General features: G+C 46.2%; 16 protein-coding genes. 8 read left to right on the forward strand and 8 right to left on the reverse strand.

All coding sequences use genetic code 11. The features are described 5' to 3' along the window. Window positions 1-1398 carry a PhoH family protein gene (locus LG202_RS14000; protein WP_230348999.1) on the forward strand — a complete coding sequence of 466 codons (1398 nt, stop codon included), beginning with the start codon at window positions 1-3 and terminating at the stop codon, window positions 1396-1398. An 89-nt stretch (window positions 1399-1487) separates the two neighbouring features. Beyond that, a complete protein-coding gene (gene lplT / locus LG202_RS14005) occupies window positions 1488-2669 on the forward strand; it encodes a lysophospholipid transporter LplT (protein ID WP_230349000.1) in 1182 nt (393 codons plus the stop codon). Between the two features lie 99 nt (window positions 2670-2768). Here lplT and LG202_RS14010 read toward each other — a convergent pair whose 3' ends face one another. The 4 genes from LG202_RS14010 to LG202_RS14025 form a co-directional block, all read right to left on the reverse strand. Further along, window positions 2769-4103 carry an NAD(P)/FAD-dependent oxidoreductase gene (locus tag LG202_RS14010; protein WP_230349001.1) on the reverse strand — a complete coding sequence of 445 codons (1335 nt, stop codon included), beginning with the start codon at window positions 4101-4103 and terminating at the stop codon, window positions 2769-2771. Between the two features lie 248 nt (window positions 4104-4351). After that, window positions 4352-4906: a c-type cytochrome gene (locus tag LG202_RS14015; protein WP_459725028.1), complete on the reverse strand. Its 555-nt coding sequence runs from the start codon at window positions 4904-4906 to the stop codon at window positions 4352-4354. Window positions 4907-4995: 89 nt separating this feature from the next. Next, window positions 4996-5910 (reverse strand): substrate-binding domain-containing protein, encoded by a 915-nt coding sequence (locus LG202_RS14020; protein WP_230349002.1) that lies wholly within the window; start codon window positions 5908-5910, stop codon window positions 4996-4998. A gap of 137 nt (window positions 5911-6047) precedes the next feature. Continuing rightward, entirely contained in the window at window positions 6048-7925 is a 1878-nt protein-coding gene (locus tag LG202_RS14025) for a methanol/ethanol family PQQ-dependent dehydrogenase (RefSeq protein WP_230349003.1), read from the reverse strand. 271 nt (window positions 7926-8196) lie between these two features. Here LG202_RS14025 and pip point away from each other — a divergent pair, with 271 nt between their 5' ends. Continuing rightward, window positions 8197-9144: a prolyl aminopeptidase gene (gene pip, locus LG202_RS14030; protein ID WP_230349004.1), complete on the forward strand. Its 948-nt coding sequence runs from the start codon at window positions 8197-8199 to the stop codon at window positions 9142-9144. Between the two features lie 26 nt (window positions 9145-9170). Further along, on the forward strand, window positions 9171-10454 hold the full coding sequence (locus LG202_RS14035; protein ID WP_230349005.1) for a YhjD/YihY/BrkB family envelope integrity protein: 1284 nt from the start codon (window positions 9171-9173) through the stop codon (window positions 10452-10454). Window position 10455: 1 nt separating this feature from the next. On the opposite strand, the gene LG202_RS14040 is transcribed toward LG202_RS14035, so the two are convergent. Both LG202_RS14040 and LG202_RS14045 read right to left on the reverse strand, forming a co-directional pair. Further along, window positions 10456-11139, reverse strand: a complete 684-nt coding sequence (locus LG202_RS14040) for a Fe2+-dependent dioxygenase (protein ID WP_230349006.1) — start codon at window positions 11137-11139, stop codon at window positions 10456-10458. Between the two features lie 91 nt (window positions 11140-11230). Further along, window positions 11231-13450, reverse strand: a complete 2220-nt coding sequence (locus LG202_RS14045; protein WP_230349007.1) for a TonB-dependent receptor — start codon at window positions 13448-13450, stop codon at window positions 11231-11233. Between the two features lie 241 nt (window positions 13451-13691). Between LG202_RS14045 and trhO the strand changes: the two genes are divergently transcribed. Continuing rightward, entirely contained in the window at window positions 13692-14663 is a 972-nt protein-coding gene (gene trhO / locus LG202_RS14050) for an oxygen-dependent tRNA uridine(34) hydroxylase TrhO (RefSeq protein WP_230349008.1), read from the forward strand. A 71-nt stretch (window positions 14664-14734) separates the two neighbouring features. Here the strand turns inward: trhO and LG202_RS14055 are convergent, their stop codons facing one another. Further along, on the reverse strand, window positions 14735-15085 hold the full coding sequence (locus LG202_RS14055) for a hypothetical protein (protein WP_230348992.1): 351 nt from the start codon (window positions 15083-15085) through the stop codon (window positions 14735-14737). A 146-nt stretch (window positions 15086-15231) separates the two neighbouring features. Between LG202_RS14055 and nhaR the strand changes: the two genes are divergently transcribed. The 3 genes from nhaR to LG202_RS14070 all read left to right on the forward strand — a co-directional run bounded on the left by nhaR (window position 15232) and on the right by LG202_RS14070 (window position 19048). Then, window positions 15232-16125: a transcriptional activator NhaR gene (gene nhaR, locus LG202_RS14060; RefSeq protein WP_230349009.1), complete on the forward strand. Its 894-nt coding sequence runs from the start codon at window positions 15232-15234 to the stop codon at window positions 16123-16125. 454 nt (window positions 16126-16579) lie between these two features. After that, a complete protein-coding gene (locus LG202_RS14065) occupies window positions 16580-18034 on the forward strand; it encodes an HAD-IA family hydrolase (RefSeq protein ID WP_459725033.1) in 1455 nt (484 codons plus the stop codon). 15 nt (window positions 18035-18049) lie between these two features. Continuing rightward, window positions 18050-19048: a DNA-processing protein DprA gene (locus tag LG202_RS14070; protein ID WP_230349022.1), complete on the forward strand. Its 999-nt coding sequence runs from the start codon at window positions 18050-18052 to the stop codon at window positions 19046-19048. 51 nt (window positions 19049-19099) lie between these two features. Here LG202_RS14070 and LG202_RS14075 read toward each other — a convergent pair whose 3' ends face one another. Beyond that, window positions 19100-19732: a DUF2726 domain-containing protein gene (locus LG202_RS14075; RefSeq protein ID WP_230349011.1), complete on the reverse strand. Its 633-nt coding sequence runs from the start codon at window positions 19730-19732 to the stop codon at window positions 19100-19102. Window positions 19733-19957: the final 225 nt, after the last annotated feature.

Genomic DNA, 19957 nt, shown 5'->3' on the forward strand with positions numbered 1-19957 from the left:
ATGATTAGAAAGCGCGCAGCAAGCACCAAACTGTTTGTACTTGATACCAACGTGCTGATGCACGACCCGTCAAGCCTGTTTCGCTTTGAGGAGCATGATATCTATCTCCCCATGGTCACGCTGGAGGAGTTGGATAACAATAAAAAAGGCATGACCGAGGTAGCGCGCAATGCCCGGCAAGCGAGCCGCAACCTGGAAGAAATCGTAGGAAGCAATTTGGCAGACCTGGAAAAAGGTTGCCCACTTGCCATTAACGGCAATAAGCATGTCAGTGGCAAATTGTTCCTGCAAACCGAAGCAGTGGCTACAGAACTGCCGATGTTGGCTGGCAGCAAAGCCGACAACCAAATACTTAGCGTCGTACTCAGCCTGCAAACCTCGCAGCCAAGCCGCGAGGTAGTCCTTGTCAGCAAAGATATCAATATCCGTATCAAGGCACGCGCGATTGGCGTTGCCGCCGAAGACTATTTCAATGACAAAGTATTAGAAGATACCGACCTGCTCTACTCCGGCATGAAGGAGCTCCCAGCAGATTTTTGGGAGAAGCACAGCAAGGCCATGGAATCCTGGCAGGATGCTGGCAGAATGTTTTATCGCATCACAGGTCCCCTGTGTAAGAGTTTTCTCATCAATGAGTTCGTCTATTACGAATACGAAAAACCTTTTCATGCGATTGTGCGCTCTATTGAGGGCAATACAGCCGTGCTGGAGGTGGTCAAGGACTACACCCAGCCCAAGCATAATATCTGGGGGATTACCGCCCGTAACCGCGAGCAGAACTTCGCGTTGAATCTGTTGATGGATCCCGAAGTAGATTTTGTCAGCCTGCTAGGCCAGGCAGGCACGGGTAAAACCCTATTAACCCTGGCTTCTGCCCTGACCCAGACATTAGACAAAAAGATTTACAGCGAAATCATCATGACCCGTGTCACGGTACCAGTAGGCGAAGATATTGGCTTCCTGCCTGGTACGGAGGAAGAAAAGATGGCGCCTTGGATGGGTGCGCTGGAGGACAACCTGGATGTGCTCAACAAATCTGATGAAGATGCCGGTGAATGGGGACGGGCTGCGACTCAAGACCTGATCCGCACTCGCATCAAGGTAAAATCATTGAACTTCATGCGGGGTCGAACCTTCCTACATAAATTCCTCATCATTGATGAAGCCCAGAATTTAACGCCAAAGCAGATGAAGACCCTCATCACTCGTGCAGGACCCGGGACTAAAGTCGTTTGTTTAGGTAATATTGCGCAAATTGATACGCCATACCTAACAGAAGGCAGTTCTGGCCTGACTTATGTGGTTGACCGCTTTAAGGGCTGGGGACATAACGGACACGTCACTCTGGTGCGTGGTGAACGATCCAGGCTGGCTGATTTTGCAGCAGACATATTGTAATAATTGGTCACTACAATGACTCAATCTGGCATAGCCAGTCATAATGACAGGATAAATACGCCCCTTGACCGGGGCGCAATAAAGCAGCGATGAACTGGGGTTTTTATATCATACTGCTAGCGCAGTTTTTATCTGCGCTAGCTGACAATGCATTGCTATTTACTGCAATTGCGCTCCTGAGAGACATGGATGCCCCGAGTTGGCATGACCCATTGTTACAATGGTTCTTTGTCATCTCCTACATCATCCTCGCCCCCTTTGTCGGCGCATTTGCCGATGCCTTTCCCAAAGGCAGGGTCATGTTTGTCTCCAATGCCATCAAATTCATTGGCAGTACCTCCATGGTGCTTGGCATGCCGCCTTTATATGCCTATGGCATCGTCGGCATTGGGGCAGCAGCCTACTCCCCAGCAAAATACGGCATCCTGACGGAATACCTGCCACCATCAATGCTGGTCAAAGCGAATGGCTGGATGGAGGGATCAACTGTCATGGCTATCGTACTAGGCACTGTCATTGGCGCTATCCTGCCCAGCATCAATATCCAGGTTGCCATGATCGTGATCACAGTGCTGTACATGTCTGCAGCGATATTCAATATTTACATCCCCAAGGTGCCCGTGGATCATAAACCTCCACAGAAAACCCCGACTTTCCTGATCAAGGACTTCTGGCTTGCGACCAAAACCTTATGGAAAGACTCACAAGGCCAGGTTTCACTTGCTGTCACCACCTTGTTCTGGGGGGTAGCCGCTACCTTGCGTTTCGTCGTCCTGGCCTGGGCTGGCTTTGCATTGAACTTCACCCAAGAACAATCCACCTATCTCATGGTAGTAGTTGCTATCGGTATAGCAATTGGCTCAATTGCTGCCGCACGCATGATCAAGCTTGAGCACTCGGTGCGCGTCATCCCTGTAGGCATTGTGGTAGGCTTGCTGGTGATTGGTATGACCTTTGTCAGCAACTGGATAGTTGCCTGCATCCTACTACTCATGATTGGGGCATTGAGTGGCTACTTGGTTGTACCACTGAATGCCTTGCTGCAGCATCGCGGCCACCTATTGATTGGTGCCGGTCATTCAATCGCAGTGCAAAACTTCAATGAGAACCTTGGTATTGCTGCCCTCATTAGCCTTTATACATTGATGATCAAAACAGATATTCACATCAATTTTATTATTGTGGCTTTCGGCCTGTTCGTCAGCCTGAGCATGGGTGGAATATACAAGCTTTATCAAGTGCAAAACGCAAGTCCGCAAAAGCTGGAATAGCATATCTCTGACATATCTAGAATACTTTGTTTGATGCAGTGATAATAAAAAAGCCCGGTTTCCCAAGGCTTTTTTATTATCTTATGTGCGAAGTCACGTTTAGTGCAACTTGACCCTAGCCTCTGTCCGGCGGGTAATCAAGCGTGCAAGAATTTGCAGCACCACGGCAAAGAAACCATGCAACGCCATCAAGTGCAATTGATACAGCGACTGGTACATGAGGCGCGCAAACAAGCCCTCAATATACATGCTACCGCCTGCGATGGCTCCCATCAGGCTACCCACCGTAGAGTAGCGTCCGAGATTAACCAAGGAGCCGTAATCACGATAGGTATATTCAGGCAGGTTATCCTTGCCGGCTACACGTGCCTTGACAGTTTTAACCAACATTGATGCCTGCTGATGCGCAGATTGAGCGCGGGGAGGCACATTCTCATCGTGGCCAGGCCATGGGCAAGCAGCGCAATCACCAAATGCAAATACGTTCTCATCCAGCGTGGTTTGCAAAGTGCGCTTCACGACCAGTTGATTGATGCGGTTAACTTCCAACCCATCCAGTTCACGAACAAAATCAGGCGCTTTGATACCCGCAGCCCACACAACAAGAGCAGATGGAATAAAACGGCCACTGTGGGTATAGACCCCTTTAGCCGTCACTTCTGTTACACGCTCACCAGCATACACATGCACCCGCAACTTACGCAGCTCCACATCGACCGCCATGGAAAGCTTGGGAGGCAATGCAGGTAACACTCGGTCACTTGCCTCAATAATGGAAATCTTGATGTCTTTGTCTGGATCAATCTTATCCAAACCATAGGCGGCTACTTCACGCGTCGTATTGTGCAGCTCGGCGGCAAGCTCAACGCCTGTCGCACCTGCACCAACAATCACCACCTCCAACTGCCCGGCCTGGACAGGTTCAGCCTGGGTTTGGGCCCGGATCAAGGCATTAGTCAATTGTCTATGGAAGCGCTCAGCCTGATTTTGTGTATCCAGTGCGATGGAGTGCTCACGCGCACCAGAAATACCAAAATCATTCGTCGTACTACCTACGGCTATGATCAGGGTGTCGTATTTAAATACCCTACGAGGAATTACCTCGACACCGTCATCAAAATAAGGCGCGACGTGTACTTCCTTCTTGGCCCTATCTAACCCATCCATGCGCCCTAAGCGGAAGTGAAAGTGGCTCCAGTGTGCCTGGGCAATATATTCAAGTTCATGCTTGTCTGGATTCATGCTACCTGCTGCAATTTCATGCAGCAAAGGCTTCCAGACATGGGTTCGTGTGCAATCGATCAGGGTAATATGAGCCTTTTTCTTCCGCCCCAGGCTTTTCCCGAGACGGGTTGCCAGTTCTAGCCCACCAGCACCACCGCCCACAATAATGACACGGTGCAAATCTGAACTTGTTTGCGTTTCCAATTGCATAACTTCACTTTCCAGGACTAATCAATATAAATCCGCACATATCACGGCAAGCACAGCGTAGCTATCTAGTAACCATCTTCACTCAATCTGGTAGCTGGCTTGCGCGACGAAGGAGTCTTCCGATTTTACCTCTAAAGGCTGGACTTCGCGCATAAAAAAACGGTCATTGCATAAACAATGACCGTCTTTTCTTGGAGAGTGGCGAATTGGCAAGTCTGAATCATCGCCCCTTCGCTACATATCATTCATTATTGTGGCTTTTCGTCCAACCAAGGCTTGTTACCACCGCCCTTGTATTGACTACGTAAGAAACCAATAATCTTGAGGATTTCATCAGTAGACACCAAGTCAGGGTTACCAGCTACTTGCTTATGCCAAGTAGCCATACCGCCGTTGGAACCACCAGCGATAGTTTCAAACATACCCTTGTCGGTAATGTGTTTGGCATACTGCCAGCGATCATCAGTGATTGAAACAGCTACTTGACCATCGCCATTAGGACCGTGGCATGTGGTACAAGAGTACAAACCAAATTTTTTCTTACCTTGTTTTGCCTTTTCTGGATCTGCAGCGTAAATCTTGGTATAGGGATTTACACAGGTTTCCAGAAACTGCTTCGCCTCTGGGGTATCATCGTCAGTCACTTTAATATTCAGCGGACTGTTATCCTTGGTCGATACTAAATTGCAGGCAGCACTTGCCTGCAACGGCATTGCCAACCCTACCAGCGCCAGGACTGAGGCGGCCAAGGTTGCTTTGATCACTCCATGATTCAACATACTTTCTCCTTGCTTTTTGAACATTTAAACTTCGACTACATTAATAAAATCATGAGTCTGCAATCCATCTAACGTGTCAGACACACAATAGTTGACCCAGTTCATGAAAATTACTATTCAAATTTGGGAATTACATCACCCTTATTTTTAGATTTTTTCTCAATATCATCTCCCACGACAACAGGCACATGCGGAATACCATACTCATCAAGAATCTTGATGATATCGTCGTGACGACGGTCAAGCACATCCTGCAACTGTGCCATGCGTTCCTTGTCACGCTTGCGCACGCCAACTGAAATATTCCAGTACTCTTTACCATGAATATTTTCTTGCTCATATTCAGGTGCAGGCACAACTACTAAAGGGATAGATGCCTTCTTGGCATAGTAGCCAGCGATCGGCCCCCACAAGATAGCCACATCAATTTCACCTTTAACCAGATCATCAATCACGAAGCTTGGCGGCAGATTCAAGTCACGCTGAATACGATATGGGCGAGAGTTACCCAATAAGCCCTTATCATTCAATGGACGGGAGGGGGGCGTTTGTCCCACAACACCAATAATGCCTTTTTTCAAATCTGGGGAATCCCAGTCCTTAATGTCATAACCGCTATCCTTACGGTAGACAAACACATACCCAGAGCGGTAGTAAGGCTTGGAGGTCAGCATCATGTCATTGCCAGCCACCGTGCCAATAATCACGTCGCAACGACGTGCATTTAATGTATTCCGAATAAAGCCCATACGGTCATACCAAAATTGATATGACAGAGTCTTGCCCAAATCCTTGGCAATCAACTCGGCAATTTTGTTCTCAAATCCTTCTTGCTTGCCATTTGAATAGGGCAAGTTGTCATAATCTGCACAGACTTTCAGCTCATGCGGGTTGTCTTCACGTACCGGCAAGCCACCACGGCCCACCTCACTATCAACTTCCAATGTATTGGCGGCACCCGCCATTGCAAACTGACTGATACCTGCAAGCATCAGCACCCATGAAACCTTCTTCAGTCTTTTCAGCATTGCACTTCCTTCTGCGTTGATAAGCTTGCTAACTAATTACCTATCAAAGATAAAAAGCACCCTGTCCTAAAACAGGGTGCTTGGGAGCAACTAACTTAATGTCAGCTTTGAATCTTCTGCATTAAATCAGACGTCAATTACAGGCTGAATACGTTCAGTGCACCGCCGCCAGGAGCAGCGTTCCACTCTTTCAGCTCCTTGTAACCACCCGCTGCGCCAAGCGCATCGGTATCGTTATCAAGGCCAAGGTTCATCGCTACGCCAGCCCAACCGCCGATACCGGACAGTACGCCAACGTATTGCTTACCCTTGTGGGTGTATGTGAATGCGTTACCGATCACACCGGAGCCAACCTGGAATTTCCAGAGTTCTTTACCAGTTTGTGCGTCAAGAGCCTTGAACCAACGATCCAGAGTGCCGTAGAACACCAGATCGGAAGCAGTTGTCAGAACACCACCCCAAGCAGAGAACTTCTCCTTGTTGTACCACTTGCTCTTGTTGGTCATTGGATCATAAGCAGCAAAACCACCCATGACACCGTCAGGACCAGCAAACATGGTCAACGTAGCACCAACCCATGGCTGACCAGCGATGTACTTGGACTCAACTGGCTCGTATGTCATACAAACGTGGTTAAGTGGGGAGTACACCAAACCAGTACGTGGGGAGTAAGCAGCAGGCTGCTGATCCTTGGTACCCAGCGCTGCAGGGCAAATACCCTTAGCGTTGTAGTCTTGGTGGGTAGAGTACTTACCATCCTTCTGAGGAACACCGCTCTTCAGATCAACACCAGTTGCCCAGTTAACGAATGGATGAACCTTTTCAGCGGCGATGATGCTGCCAGTGTGTGCATCAAAGGTGTAAGCAAAACCGTTACGGTCATGGTGCCAAGCGTATGTCTTGCCGCCCTTGTCGAACAGGATGACTTCATTGATACCGTCATAATCCCACTCGTCGTGAGGAGTCATTTGATAACCCCACTTAGCGATACCTGTATCCAGATCGCGAGCGAAAATAGTCATGGACCACTTGTTGTCACCAGGACGTACATCTGGGTTCCAAACGGACGGGTTACCAGTACCGTAGTAAACCAGGTTTGTACGTTGGTCATATGGCCACCAGCCCCATGTGGAACCACCACCGTGCTGCCAACCATCCTTAACCGCTTGTGGCTTGAGCCATGTCTTCACGCCCAGGTCTTTTTCTGGGAACTTCAGCTTTTCCTTAGGCAGAGCCTTGAAGGAACCGCCTTCTTTGTTACCACCGTTCACGTCTTCATAAACAGACAATGAGCTGTAGTGAGGATTGTCTTTGTTGAAGTCCTTACCGATCAGCACTTCGCTGTCAGGACCAGTGCTGTATGCCTTCCATACCAGCGCGCCATCCTTCAGGCTGTAAGCAGCCAAGAAGCAACGAACACCGAATTCAGCACCAGAACAACCTGTCAGAACCTTGTCCTTGATAACGTGAGGAGCGTTGGTATTAGTAGCACCAACCTTAGGATCGTTTACCTTAACATCCCAAACTTTAGCACCAGTCTTCGCATCCAGAGCAACCAATACACCGTCATTCTGTTGCAAGAAGATCTTGCCATCGCCGTAACCCAAACCGCGGCTTACGTTATCGCAACAGAGAACAGCTTGTACGGAAGGATCTTGCTTAGGGAAGTAAGCCCAGACGATCTTCTGGTTGTTGTTCAGGTCAAGTGCGTAAACATTGTTAGGGAATGCTGTATGTACATACATCATGTTGCCAACAACAACTGGAGAGCCTTCGTGACCACGGTTCACACCGGTAGCGAATTGCCAAGCTGCCTTAACATTCTTGACGTTGCTCTTGTTGATTTGATTGAGGGTGCTATAACCCTGATTGTTATGTTGACCACGTGGATGCACCCAGTTGCTGGCATCCTTCATTGCGGCTTCTTGGTCAGCAGCTGCAGATGCAACCATAGGCATTGCCATCGCCATGCCAAATGCCACACCAAGCGCCAGCTTGATTTTGCTCATCTCCATTTTTATAAATCTCCATAGTGATACTACTAAGGGTTTAACAAGACCCAGCCCCACATACACTACCTCCCATTTATAATTACGGGTTTTTGCAGCATCGTTGAGACTTTGCCTCTTACTCACTTCAAAGCGAGTAGACTGCATCTTAGTGCAGGGAAAAATGTTTTGCAATACTTCATTTACATTTTACTTACAATTAAATAATTCCTAAACTTGCCAAGACAATTTCCCTTGATTGGAATGGCAATCTCCTAGCTGAGTGAGAAAAATATTCATGACCCACACCCTTTTCCCTGAAATTCAACCCTATCAGCAAGGCATGTTATCCGTATCAGACCTACATGCCATTTACTATGAACAATCCGGCAACCCGAATGGACAACCCGTCATCTTTCTGCATGGGGGCCCTGGCAGCGGATGCAACCCCGGACAACGACGTTATTTTGACCCACATCATTACCGCATTATCCTGCTTGATCAGCGCGGCTGCGGCCACAGCACCCCTCAAGGCGAAGTTCGTGACAACACCATCCAGCACCTAATTGCGGATATGGATGCACTGAGACAACACTTGGGTATCGAGCGCTGGCTGGTCTTTGGTGGCTCATGGGGCAGCACCTTGGCACTCAGCTATGCCTTGGCTTATCCAGCACGGGCGACCGGATTAATATTGAGAGGTATTTTCCTGAGCCGCCCAAGCGAGCTAGATTGGTTCCTGCACGACGTGCAGCATTTCTTCCCCGAAGCATGGGAAAAACTCCTCTCCTACCTGCCCGAGAATGAAAGACATGATCCATTAAGCGCTTTTGCACAACACGTGTTCTCAGATGACCCGACCATTAGCGAGCCTGCCGCCATCCACTGGAATGCGTTTGAAGGCAGCATCATGACCTTGCTCCCTGTCGCAGCCACAGGTGAGCATGCAATCAACACACAAGTTGAGTTGGCGCGGGCACGGGTGCAAATCCATTACATTAAGCACCAATGCTTTGTGGGCGATCGCAACTTATTAGCAGAGGCAGCTTCAACGCTACAACATATCCCTACAGTCATCGTGCAAGGGCGTTACGACATGGTATGTCCGCCACTGACGGCGCATGAACTGCATCAGGCCATGCCGCACGCCGAGCTTCATATGGTACCTGACGCAGGACACTCCGGCATGGAGCCGGGCACCAGAAGCGCATTAATTGCCGCAACAGAAAAATTCAAGCAGGCTTAGTAACCCAGCAAAGCAGGGAGATTTTTTTGGCATTCAATCTATCCAAGGTCAAGCACCTCGGCAGCCATCCGGCCATACATAAGTCACGCAGGGCTTATGCACGCCATCGCTACAGCACACCATTCTTCGTGCTGCGTGAAACGCTAAGCAGCTTTCAAACCCACAACGGGTTCGCAATTTCAGCATCCTTATCGTTTTACGCCATGTTTGCCCTAATCCCGCTGATCGTGCTGATGTTCTTCCTGCTAAGCCATTTGGTAGTGTCATCTAACTATGCCACGGTCAAGCTTGCGATTCTTGTCAGCAACCTAGTACCTAACCTCAGCAGCCGCATTATGGTAGAGGTGTATAACGCTTCCAAGCATAAGGCAGCGTGGGGAGTCTTTGGTTTTGTTGCCATGTTCTGGCTGGCTGTTCCGCTTGCCGGAGCGCTACGTTCAGCCTTTTACACTATAGCCAGCGTCAAAGAAACGCCATCATTCCTACGTCGTCAAGTCAAGGATATCCTCGGCGTGCTGGGCATACTGCTGATGTTTTTCCTTTTCACCATCCTAGGCTTAGGAATGGAAAAGGTCATCAACATCTTGGAGCCGCATACGGCACACTCCAAATATCTGAACTCAGCGACCTCAATTGGCCTGACCACCTTGCTAACCGCGATTTTCTATCGTGTTTACTTTCCAGTGAAACTACGTCTATCGCACATATTGATCGGAGCAATCATTACCTCCCTCCTATGGTTGGCAATGCGCCCTGCCTTCAGCTTATTTCTCTCGGTTAACCCAGCTTATGGAGCAGTATTCGGCGGCATGAAGAACCTGTTCATCTCTATCGCCTGGCTCTATTACACCTTTGTTGTCTTCATGCTCGGCACAACACTGATTTCAACCTTACGTAAAAAAGATGTGTTGTTACTGCGTGGGTTATTCGACCAGATGCCGGAAGACAGAGCGATCTATTTAGAAGAACTCATGGACCGTTATGGCAAAAAATTCAAGCGAGGGGAATATGTATTCAGAATAAATGACAGCTGCCACGATTTATATTACCTAGTATCAGGCCGCATTCGCCTCATGCTGGGAGACCGCTTACTTCGAGAGCTCAACAGCGGGGACTATTTCGGTGAGATGGCATTCCTGACGCAAACACCCAGGGTGGCCGATGCTATTGTGATGTCGAATGAAGCCGAAGTCGTCGTCGTCAATGCAGAGAACATTGAAACCTTGTTGCTGGGCGAGCCGCACATCACCATGGGCTTCCTGCGGCAAATGGCGGCGCGCTTACAGCACAACCACATTCAGGGTTCGTAACTCAACTATCAGCCCACATCCGTAATAGATTGTGATACACCCCCGTCAAGCGAATCACTTCGGGGTCTTGGCCACCACGCTCGGCACCAATCGCCTGGATGCTGTTATCCAACTGAAACAATAGGGTACGCTGGGCATCATCCCGCACCATGCTCTGCATCCAGAAAAATGAAGACACCCGCACTCCGCGGGTCACTGGTGTCACATGATGCAAGCTACTGGATGGGTACAACACCATATGCCCAGCAGGAAACTTCACCTCTTGCGAACCGAAGGTATCTTCAATCGTCAGCACACCGCCGTCATAATCCTCCGGCTCAGAGAAAAACAAGGTTGCAGACAAATCACTACGAATACGAAAACTGGTCCCGCGCAACTGCCGGATAGCATTGTCCACATGCGTACCAAATGCCTGCCCAGCCGCATAACGATTAAATAGTGGTGGAAAAACCTTGAGCGGCAAAGCCGCAGAAATGAACAAAGGGCTTTGCCCCAGTGCATCCTGGATCAAATCCCCGATCTGACGCGCCACCGGCGAACCTTCCGGCAACTGCATATTATTTTTAGCCAACGCAGACTGATGCCCTGAAGTCACATTGCCATCCACCCACTCGGTGGTATCCATCAACTGCCGGCATTGGGCAACTTGCTCCTTGGTCAACACACCTGGAATTTCAATCAACATTTTCTTGTATTCACCATAAGCAAAAAACCCTATAGAGGCTACACCTCCATAGGGCTGAATATTGAGATATATAGAACTTAGACTAGCACAATTAGAACTTGAAGTTCAGCGTCACAAAACCTACGCGACCTGGAGCCGGTATAGCATAGTGACGGAAATAAGTCGTATCGAAATAGCGCTTATCTGTCAGGTTCTGGATATTGAGTTGCAGATCAAGATTTTCATTGATTCTGTAACTTGCCATGGCATCCCAACGTACATAAGAAGGAACATGCGCCGTATTGGCAGGGTTAGCGTAGATTTTGCTCATATAGAATGCGCCACCACCTATCGTCAAGTTAGGCAACAGTTTATAGGTTGTCCACAGACTGGCACTGTTCTTGGCAATCCCATTCAATTGTTTGCCCTTGGATTCTGCAGCACCTGGCAAGTTGGTATCAGAGAATGGACCTGCCTTGGTTTGCTCGGCATCTAGATAAGTATAACCACCGAATACCTGCCACTTATCAGTGATTTTGCCAGCCATGCCCAACTCAATCCCTTTTGACTCCACCTCGCCAACATTAGCAAAAGTGTTTTCATTGGTAATAGGCACACGTGCATTTTCCTTTTTGATATGGAACAGTGCAGCGGTTAGTGACAAATCTTCAAATACATTCCACTTGGTTCCAATTTCAAAAGCCTTGGTGCGTTCCGGGCTCAGGTTCTGGGTGCTAGCATTAAGCTGCGTCCCCATATAATTGAAATCCCCCATCGCCAACCCTGTAGGAGAGGATGATGTGGCATACGAGGCATAAACACTCGCGTTAGGCTGCAGTTTATACACCAAGCCCAATTGATAATTAAAGAAGCCTTTATCATTCTCGAACTTTGCACCACGTACGCCTGATGTAACATTTCTGCTTTGAATTTCAGAGTTATAACTGTCGTATCGCACACCTGCGTTCAACAACCACTTTTCTGCCAAGTCAATCGCATCGAATACATAAATAGATTTGTTGACAGTGCGCCCCTCAGAACCTGGATAGTTATTCCAAACCTGTTGACCAGTGAATCCAACGTTGGGGTCTGGATTACCTATAGGCGTCAGATTGTTTACCAGTGGAGTGGCACGATTACCATTATCAGCACCAACGAAAGTCTTGATTTCCGTTTCTTCACGACTGAACTCAACCCCTGCATTCAACTTGTGTTTGATAGATCCAGTATCAAAAGCTACCGATAAATCAGTCAGGTTGGCTAGTGTAGTGGTTTGAACGCCGCGCTGATTTGCACGGGTACGATCCACCATGCCTGCCGGTGTTACGGTACCAGTCAGATAAATATTTGGGCGAGTCGCAAAATACTCATTCTTGGTTAGCCCATACCGAGTGGTATTACGTAGTACTACATCATCCGTAAATGCATGTTGCAGCTTCAAAGTGCCAATATCAGCAGATGTTTCCTGGAAATCCCGGCCTTTAACACCATACCATGCATCTTTACTACCGACAGGCGTACCAAAAGGTGTGCCAGCCGGGTTGCCCAATTGCGCGAATGGAATACCCCAGTCAGGCACATCATCAGTTTCATGGTGATACCAGCTAGCAGTCAGGCTAGTTGGACCATTCAACCCCAATGTGATAGAAGGCATGAAGCCCCAACGCTTCACATCAACATTGTCGCGCCCAGGAGTATCCGCACCATGATGCATACCCACCAAACGAATGGCGGCATCATCTCCCAGCATATAATTGCCATCGAACGTAGCACGACGGTAACGATCACTGCCAATCCCAATAGAACCAGTAGTGAAATTGCCTGCCTTCGCCTGCTTGGTCACGATATTGATACTACCGCCAGCGGAGCCACGCCCATCATAAGCACCACTTGGACCCTTGATCACTTCCATTTGCTCAATCGCAAATACTTCACGCTGCTGGGAGCCGATGTCACGCAAACCATCAACATACATCGATTGAAACGCATCAAAACCACGAATAAACGGACGATCACCAACCGAAATACCCCCCTCGCCGCCCCCAAAGGTAATGCCAGGGGTAGTGCGTAATGCTTCCTTGAAGGTGTTGGAACCAGTATCCTTGATCAACTCCTCGGTAATCACCGTGACCGTTTTAGGCGTATCAATCAAGGGCGCCGTAAATTTCTGGCTGGCAGATTTCTCTGCTTTATAACCGGTGCTCTTCTTGGTCTCCACCTGTAGCTCAGGCAATGCACCACCTTCTTCCACCGCCCACGCAGAGCCTGTAAACATCAGGGTCACAGCTGCCACAATCGGCTTTACCACCTGATCTTTTTTAATGTTTTGCACGATCTTCCCTTTACAACTATTAACAAAAATTAACAAAATGGGAATATAAATAAGAAATATTCTCGATACAAGTCAAATTTTCATTTGTTGCAAATAAACCACACAATAACCCTATGAAAGCTATGGAAATCTAATTTAGAATATTGTCCTTACGATTTGCTCCGTATGCTAAGTAGAGCGTCGCACCATTTAACTGATCTTGTGCTTACACAAGCGTATTATTTATCTGTGAGAATTTGCTTTGTCCCATATTGTCGTTGCCGCCTTATACAAATTTGCCAGCCTGCCAGATTACCAAGCGCTACAGCCAGGTTTACTAGCCCTTTGTAATTTGCAAGAAATCAAGGGGACGCTATTACTTGCGGAGGAAGGTATCAATGGCACCGTGGCTGGTAGCAGAGCGGCAATAGATGCTTTACTCGCCTATCTACGCCAAGATTCTCGACTAGCAGATATAGAACATAAGGAATCCTTCACCGATGAAATGCCGTTTTACCGGATGAAGGTGCGTTTAAAGAAAGAAATTGTGACCTTGGGCGTGCCAGGCGTTGATCCTAACAAGACAGTAGGCACATACGTCAAACCCGAAGATTGGAATGCCCTCATCTCCGACCCCGACGTTATCGTGATCGACACCCGCAATGATTATGAATACGGCATTGGAACATTTAAGGGAGCAATTGATCCGGAAACGACGACCTTCCGTCAGTTTCCAGATTATGTCCGCAACAACCTTGATCCCGCAAAAAACAAAAAAGTGGCAATGTTCTGTACTGGTGGCATTCGTTGCGAGAAAGCCAGCTCCTATATGCTAGAGCAAGGCTTTGAAGAGGTTTATCACTTGCAAGGTGGTATTTTGAAATACCTTGAAACCGTGCCAGAGGAAGAAAGCCTGTGGGAAGGTGAATGCTTTGTCTTTGATCAACGTGTTGCCGTGAAGCATGGCCTGGAAGTGGGGGATTATGATCAGTGTTTTGCCTGCCGCCACCCCATCTCAGCAGAAGAGATGGCCTCGCCAAAATATATGAAAGGCATTTCCTGCCCTCGTTGTTATGATCAGTTGTCTGCTGAAAAGCGAGCGAGCATCAAAGAAAGACAAAAACAAATAGAGTTGGCTCGCCAACGTGGCGAAGAGCACATTGGTGACAATGTACGCAAATATTCAGTGCTTCACAAACAATCCAAGATCAAAAAAGCACCCCCAGAAGCATAGCTTGTGAGGGTGTATTGCTCAGGCACCTGCAAGTGCCTGCATAACACTGTCGTGCGGGAGAGCCTTAAGCCTTAGTTCACCCCAACATAACGCTTCACCTTGAAGTGATGCTTAGGGTGAGTCACATAGACAAACTTCTTACCCGCATGGCGATCTGCACTGATCGCAGAAGTATCAATACGATTCACATTGAAATGATGCTTGGGGTGAGGACGGTTGTTTTGTGCTCGCACCACATCCTGATGACTAATCACAGCGCTAGACTCAGCCACACGAGCATCGGTTGCTAAGCGGCTAGGATTGATCGTCGCTGCAGCGACCACCTGATGATCGAACAAGGCAGCGTTATGTTCTTCTGCCTGAACAAAAGATACCCAAGAAGCGGCCAATACCAAACTCGCAATAGAAACTGTCTTTTTCATGATGATCTCCAAGTAATGAATTTATTGTATGTGTTGCATTGAGGTGAATCATACTGGAGTGACCCCTTGGGAAAAACATACAATCAACTGATCAATACTTCGGTAAAATCGAAGGATTAACCAATCCTGCCACTGGGGGGGTATATATGAATTATAAGCAACTCAGCTATTTTTGGGCCGTCGCTAAGGCGGGCAGCTTGGTGAAAGCGAGCGAGCAACTAGGTGTAACCTCTCAAACACTGAGTGGGCAAATCTCCTTGCTTGAGGCAGATTTGAATGTCACCTTATTCAGACGCGTTGGACGCGGACTTGAGCTTACCGATGCTGGTCGCCTTGCATTGCCATATGCTGAACGAATCTTTGAAATTGGTAGCATGCTGGAAGAAACGCTCCAGCATCAACCGAAGAAACGCCCAAGGGTATTTACAGTTGGCATTGCAGAGTTCGTCCCCAAATCCATCGCCTATCATCTACTATCTGCAGCGATGGAGCTTGAAGACCCAATTCGTATTGTGTGTCGTGAAGACAACTTTGAGGCACTACTTTCTCAGCTTGCCATCCATAAGCTAGATATCGTCCTAGCAGATCGCCCCATGCCTAGCGAGGTCAATATCACAGGCATTAGCCATAAACTAGGAGAAAGCGGCACAGCTTTCTTTGCCACTAAAGAATTAGCCATGAAATATCCTGGCCAGTTTCCTGAGCGACTTCATCGTGCGCCCATGCTCATTATGGGTGAGGACAGCCTATTACAAAGGCAAATCATGCGCTGGCTCAATGAACAGCACATTACCCCCAACATTGTCGGAGAGTTTGACGATAGCGCGCTCATGAAGGCATTTGGTATTGCAGGTACAGGTTTTTTCACAGTTTCATCCGCTATAGCAGATGAAATTGAACAAGAATACGACGTCATTAAAATCGCCGAAACCAACGAATTCACCCAGCACTTCTATGCCATTTCCGTGCCCAAACGAGCCCCCCATCCCGCAGTCATCGCAGTTAATGAATCAGCAGATCGGCTTTTTCTGTTCAACTAAAACGCTTAGAAAGAATCAAGGGATGACAAAACAATTGCCACCCCTTGATTTTATGGTGGGCCTCCCCGGAGTCGAACCGGGCACCAACGGATTATGAGTAAATAAATTGGTACCTCATCGTTAAGCAACGCACATCAAAAACAATAACATAGCCAACCAGCACATCTATACGACTCAATAGTCTGCAATATTGTTGACAGATTGTCGGCCTGTATTGAAACTCATCTGGAACTTTGCGACAAAAGATCAGTGGTTATGCAATGTTCCCATTCTATTCAAACCCCTCATGCATTGAGGGCTTTAGGCCTACCCAAGCCTAGGGCTCTTAAATGCCCTAGTCCAACATACCGCTTTAAGCACCTTTACTCACCTTTGCATTTGACTTTTTAGAATAAATCACATCTTAATGTCACTTGTAAGAATACATTACTGCTCATGAGTGTCATTTTGGGGGATGGAAGATATGGTTTCAAAAGTTATTCTTTTTGATTTCGATAACACATTGGCAAACACCACTAAGCTTAAAGAAATCCGTGAAGCTAGAAAATATGATTTGCTCACAGAAGATATCTTGGAACCAATCAAACCATATCGCCCTATTCCCAAGTTACTTGAATATCTAAAATCGAAAGGAGCAATACTAGGAATAGTATCGAATTCAGGGAGAACTTATATCAATATCATGCTCTCCCATTTAAAAATTTCTGCATACTTTGACACTGTAGTAACTTATACCGATGTAAAAATGGAAGGAATGAAGCCCAGTCCCAAGGGTATTTTGTTGGCATTAGAAAATTTAAATGCATCTCCAAACCAAAGCATTCTATATGTTGGTGATGAATTCACCGATATGGTTGCTGCGTATAGAGCAGGAATAACACCCGTTCTAGCATCTTGGGCTTCAAAAAATCCTATAAATACTGCACCGGCAATAGAAATGTCATCAACGATGCTTGCTCAGTATGTGCAAGAGCCAGATGAATATAAACTTTTTGCTGAAAGATGTGCTGAAACAAACAGCTCTAATTTCTTGAGAAAAGCTTGCTACTTTCTACCTCTAGACGGATCTTGCAATGTAATAACAATGAGAGACGAAATGAGCATTTTCTGCCTAGGTAGATATTTCAGTCAGTCATCTCCCTCAACTGCGCTACTTCATGACACTCATGCACTTTCGCAGGAAATAGCAAAAAAAGAAAAAGTAAAAGATTACTCTGTTCCTAAGTACTGGCATTCAATGATTGGACATGTAATCAAAAATGCTGAAAGCTATCTAAATGATGAATTTGATTTGATATCCGTAATTCCCGCAAAAAAAGGCAAACCAAAACGATTGGAAGAAATGCTAAATGGAGTTCAAGACTATTTAAAAGATAAAAAAACTTACGAATACAACGCCAACCTATTTTATTTTATTGACGATGCATTAAGTCAGAAGAAACTTGATAGATCAGAAAGGAAGCTGGAGTCTGATAGGTCTTTGCATTTAACGGAAGATTTTATTGAATTAATTCAAAACAAAAGAATCTTAATTATTGATGATGTTACAACTACCGGTGCTACATTTATGCGGGCCAACACCCTCTTAATTGAAGCTGGTGCAAAAAAAGTTCTCGGTTTAGTTGTGGCAAAAACCGTTTCCATTATCGATGATGAAAGATTATGTCCAATTTGTGGCAGAGTAATGTGGCTGAGAACCAATGGTCAGACCCATGAAAGATTTTTTTCTTGCTCTGGCAGAGGTGATAAAATCAACCCTTGCGCCCATACTGAAAGTTTGATCAAAAGAAGCTGTCCACAATGTGGGAGACCGATGCGTACTAAGACTCGAAAAAAAGACAATGTACTCTTTTGGGGTTGTACGGGCTGGAATCAAGATCCAGCATGTAGTTATAGCGAAAGCATTTAAGCATAAAACTTGGCAATGACATACGAATTTTCTCCAACTGAAAAACTACTTGTAGCCAGCAAAATTCCTGGAATTGGAAGGAAAACACTCATAAAGTTAAATGAGGACCCTTTATTTCCAAGAATACCATTAGATGAGTTGCATGGTTATCAAGGGGAATTTCTGGCTTTCAAGCCAGGCTCTTCAGTCTATGAGAGAGCTATATCTTTTGCATTGAGAGATATTGAAATAGCTAATGATCAAAGCCACTCCATAATTAGCATTTATGATAAAGAATACCCTAATCTACTTTGGAACATTCCTGACAGACCTGCGCTATTATTTATCAAAGGAAATCTAAATAATTTTAGCGACAAAGCAATTGCAATAATTGGTACAAGAGACCCGTCAAATCATGGAATTGAAATTTGCGATAGAGTAACTCAATTTTTTGCCGAAAATAATTGGCAGATAGTAAGTGGCCTAGCTCTTGGGCTTGATACAATAGCTCATACCTCGGCACTAAAATATCAAACATCTACTGTAGCTGTTCTAGCGCATGGCCTTGACACAATAAGCCCAAAAAGCAACAGATTTCTTGCTGAAGAAATTGTTGATAATGGAGGCCTTCTTGTTAGTGAATACCCTTATCAAACTCCCACTTTTTCATCAAATTTTGTTGAAAGAGACCGTATTCAGGCCGCTATCTCTCGCGGTGTATTTATGATCCAGTCTGGCTTGAGTGGAGGAAGTTTACATGCAAGCAGAGCTATAATTTCATATGATAGATATTTAATGATTCCTTACCCAACAAAACTGGATATGATGAATAAAATTTCTAGTATTGAGGCAAATCTATTACTATCTAATGGGTCAGATAATGAAAAATCTAAATTACTTAATTGCAACATAAATTCGCTAAAAAATTTAATTACTGTTAGATCTAAACTTGACTACTCAATGTTAGAGGAGATGTTATTAAGCATTCCCAGAAACGAAATAAAAATTAAAAGTAACAAATCCACACCTCCTTAAACTTCAACTTTTCATGACCTAAGATTTAATTAAAGTCAGATAGTAACTGTTTTACGAGGTGGAAAATCTTTTGTAGATTATTTCTACAGTCGGCATTGATTCTGCATGCCACCTTATTAGCTCAATACCTGCGGCTCTCAAGCTCTCTTCTTTTTTATTATCCAACTGCTTCACTTTGGGATTACCGTGAGACTTATCGTCTAACTCAACAGCAGCAACTATGGTGAAGTCTTTAAGACATACCAGATAATCAACACTTTGCTGTGCTATGCGGTTTTGCAAGGCATATGACTGACCTGCCTTTTTGTACCAAGGTGCATTTTTGATTTTGATGAAGCGGCTAAGTTGGACTTGAGGAAGGATGATGCACTCGGGAAGTGCTTTCACTAGGCGATAATAAAATACTGCTTCTGTTGCAGTTAATGGTTTGCACTGTTCGTAGGGGAGCTTTTCAGCGGGTGTGGAGGGGGAAGCTAGAGATACAGACTTAGGTTTGGATGAACTGACTGTTTGCCGATCTGGTGGATTCAGTTCAATCGTATCCGGGAAACCAGTAGTACGGAATTGCTTTGGTTTGCTCCACTCACGGAATAGGATCACCGCAACCTTTATCGCGACCAAGATCAATAGCAAGGGTACAAATTGTTTAAATACCCCAAAAATAATTTCTACTGGATTAATCACTAAAGTTCCTCCCAAAAAGTTTAGTGATACTGCTTGTTTTTGTTAAACCATCTTTGTTTTACTTCTCGAGCGATTAACTCGCTTTTTTCTGATCTTCCAATTCCCGGGCCAAAGCTTCCACCTCAGGGTTTCTCTGTTTCACATTAGTGTTATCTGTCAGCAAATAAGCTGCGTACTCTGGCCAGTGTCCGGCAATGATCTCTAACACTCCGGCTTTTGGCTCGT

It is taken from the genome of Methylobacillus methanolivorans (assembly GCF_054588515.1).

Coding starts and splice junctions, on each gene's coding strand:
- LG202_RS14000 (WP_230348999.1), top strand. CDS start 1: ATGATTAGAAAGCGCGCAGCAAGCACCAAACTGTTTGTACTTGATACC.
- lplT (WP_230349000.1), top strand. CDS start 1,488: ATGAACTGGGGTTTTTATATCATACTGCTAGCGCAGTTTTTATCTGCG.
- LG202_RS14010 (WP_230349001.1), bottom strand. CDS start 4,103: ATGCAATTGGAAACGCAAACAAGTTCAGATTTGCACCGTGTCATTATT.
- LG202_RS14015 (WP_459725028.1), bottom strand. CDS start 4,906: ATGTTCAAAAAGCAAGGAGAAAGTATGTTGAATCATGGAGTGATCAAA.
- LG202_RS14020 (WP_230349002.1), bottom strand. CDS start 5,910: ATGCTGAAAAGACTGAAGAAGGTTTCATGGGTGCTGATGCTTGCAGGT.
- LG202_RS14025 (WP_230349003.1), bottom strand. CDS start 7,925: ATGGAGATGAGCAAAATCAAGCTGGCGCTTGGTGTGGCATTTGGCATG.
- pip (WP_230349004.1), top strand. CDS start 8,197: ATGACCCACACCCTTTTCCCTGAAATTCAACCCTATCAGCAAGGCATG.
- LG202_RS14040 (WP_230349006.1), bottom strand. CDS start 11,139: ATGTTGATTGAAATTCCAGGTGTGTTGACCAAGGAGCAAGTTGCCCAA.
- LG202_RS14055 (WP_230348992.1), bottom strand. CDS start 15,085: ATGAAAAAGACAGTTTCTATTGCGAGTTTGGTATTGGCCGCTTCTTGG.
- nhaR (WP_230349009.1), top strand. CDS start 15,232: ATGAATTATAAGCAACTCAGCTATTTTTGGGCCGTCGCTAAGGCGGGC.
- LG202_RS14065 (WP_459725033.1), top strand. CDS start 16,580: ATGGAAGATATGGTTTCAAAAGTTATTCTTTTTGATTTCGATAACACA.
- LG202_RS14070 (WP_230349022.1), top strand. CDS start 18,050: ATGACATACGAATTTTCTCCAACTGAAAAACTACTTGTAGCCAGCAAA.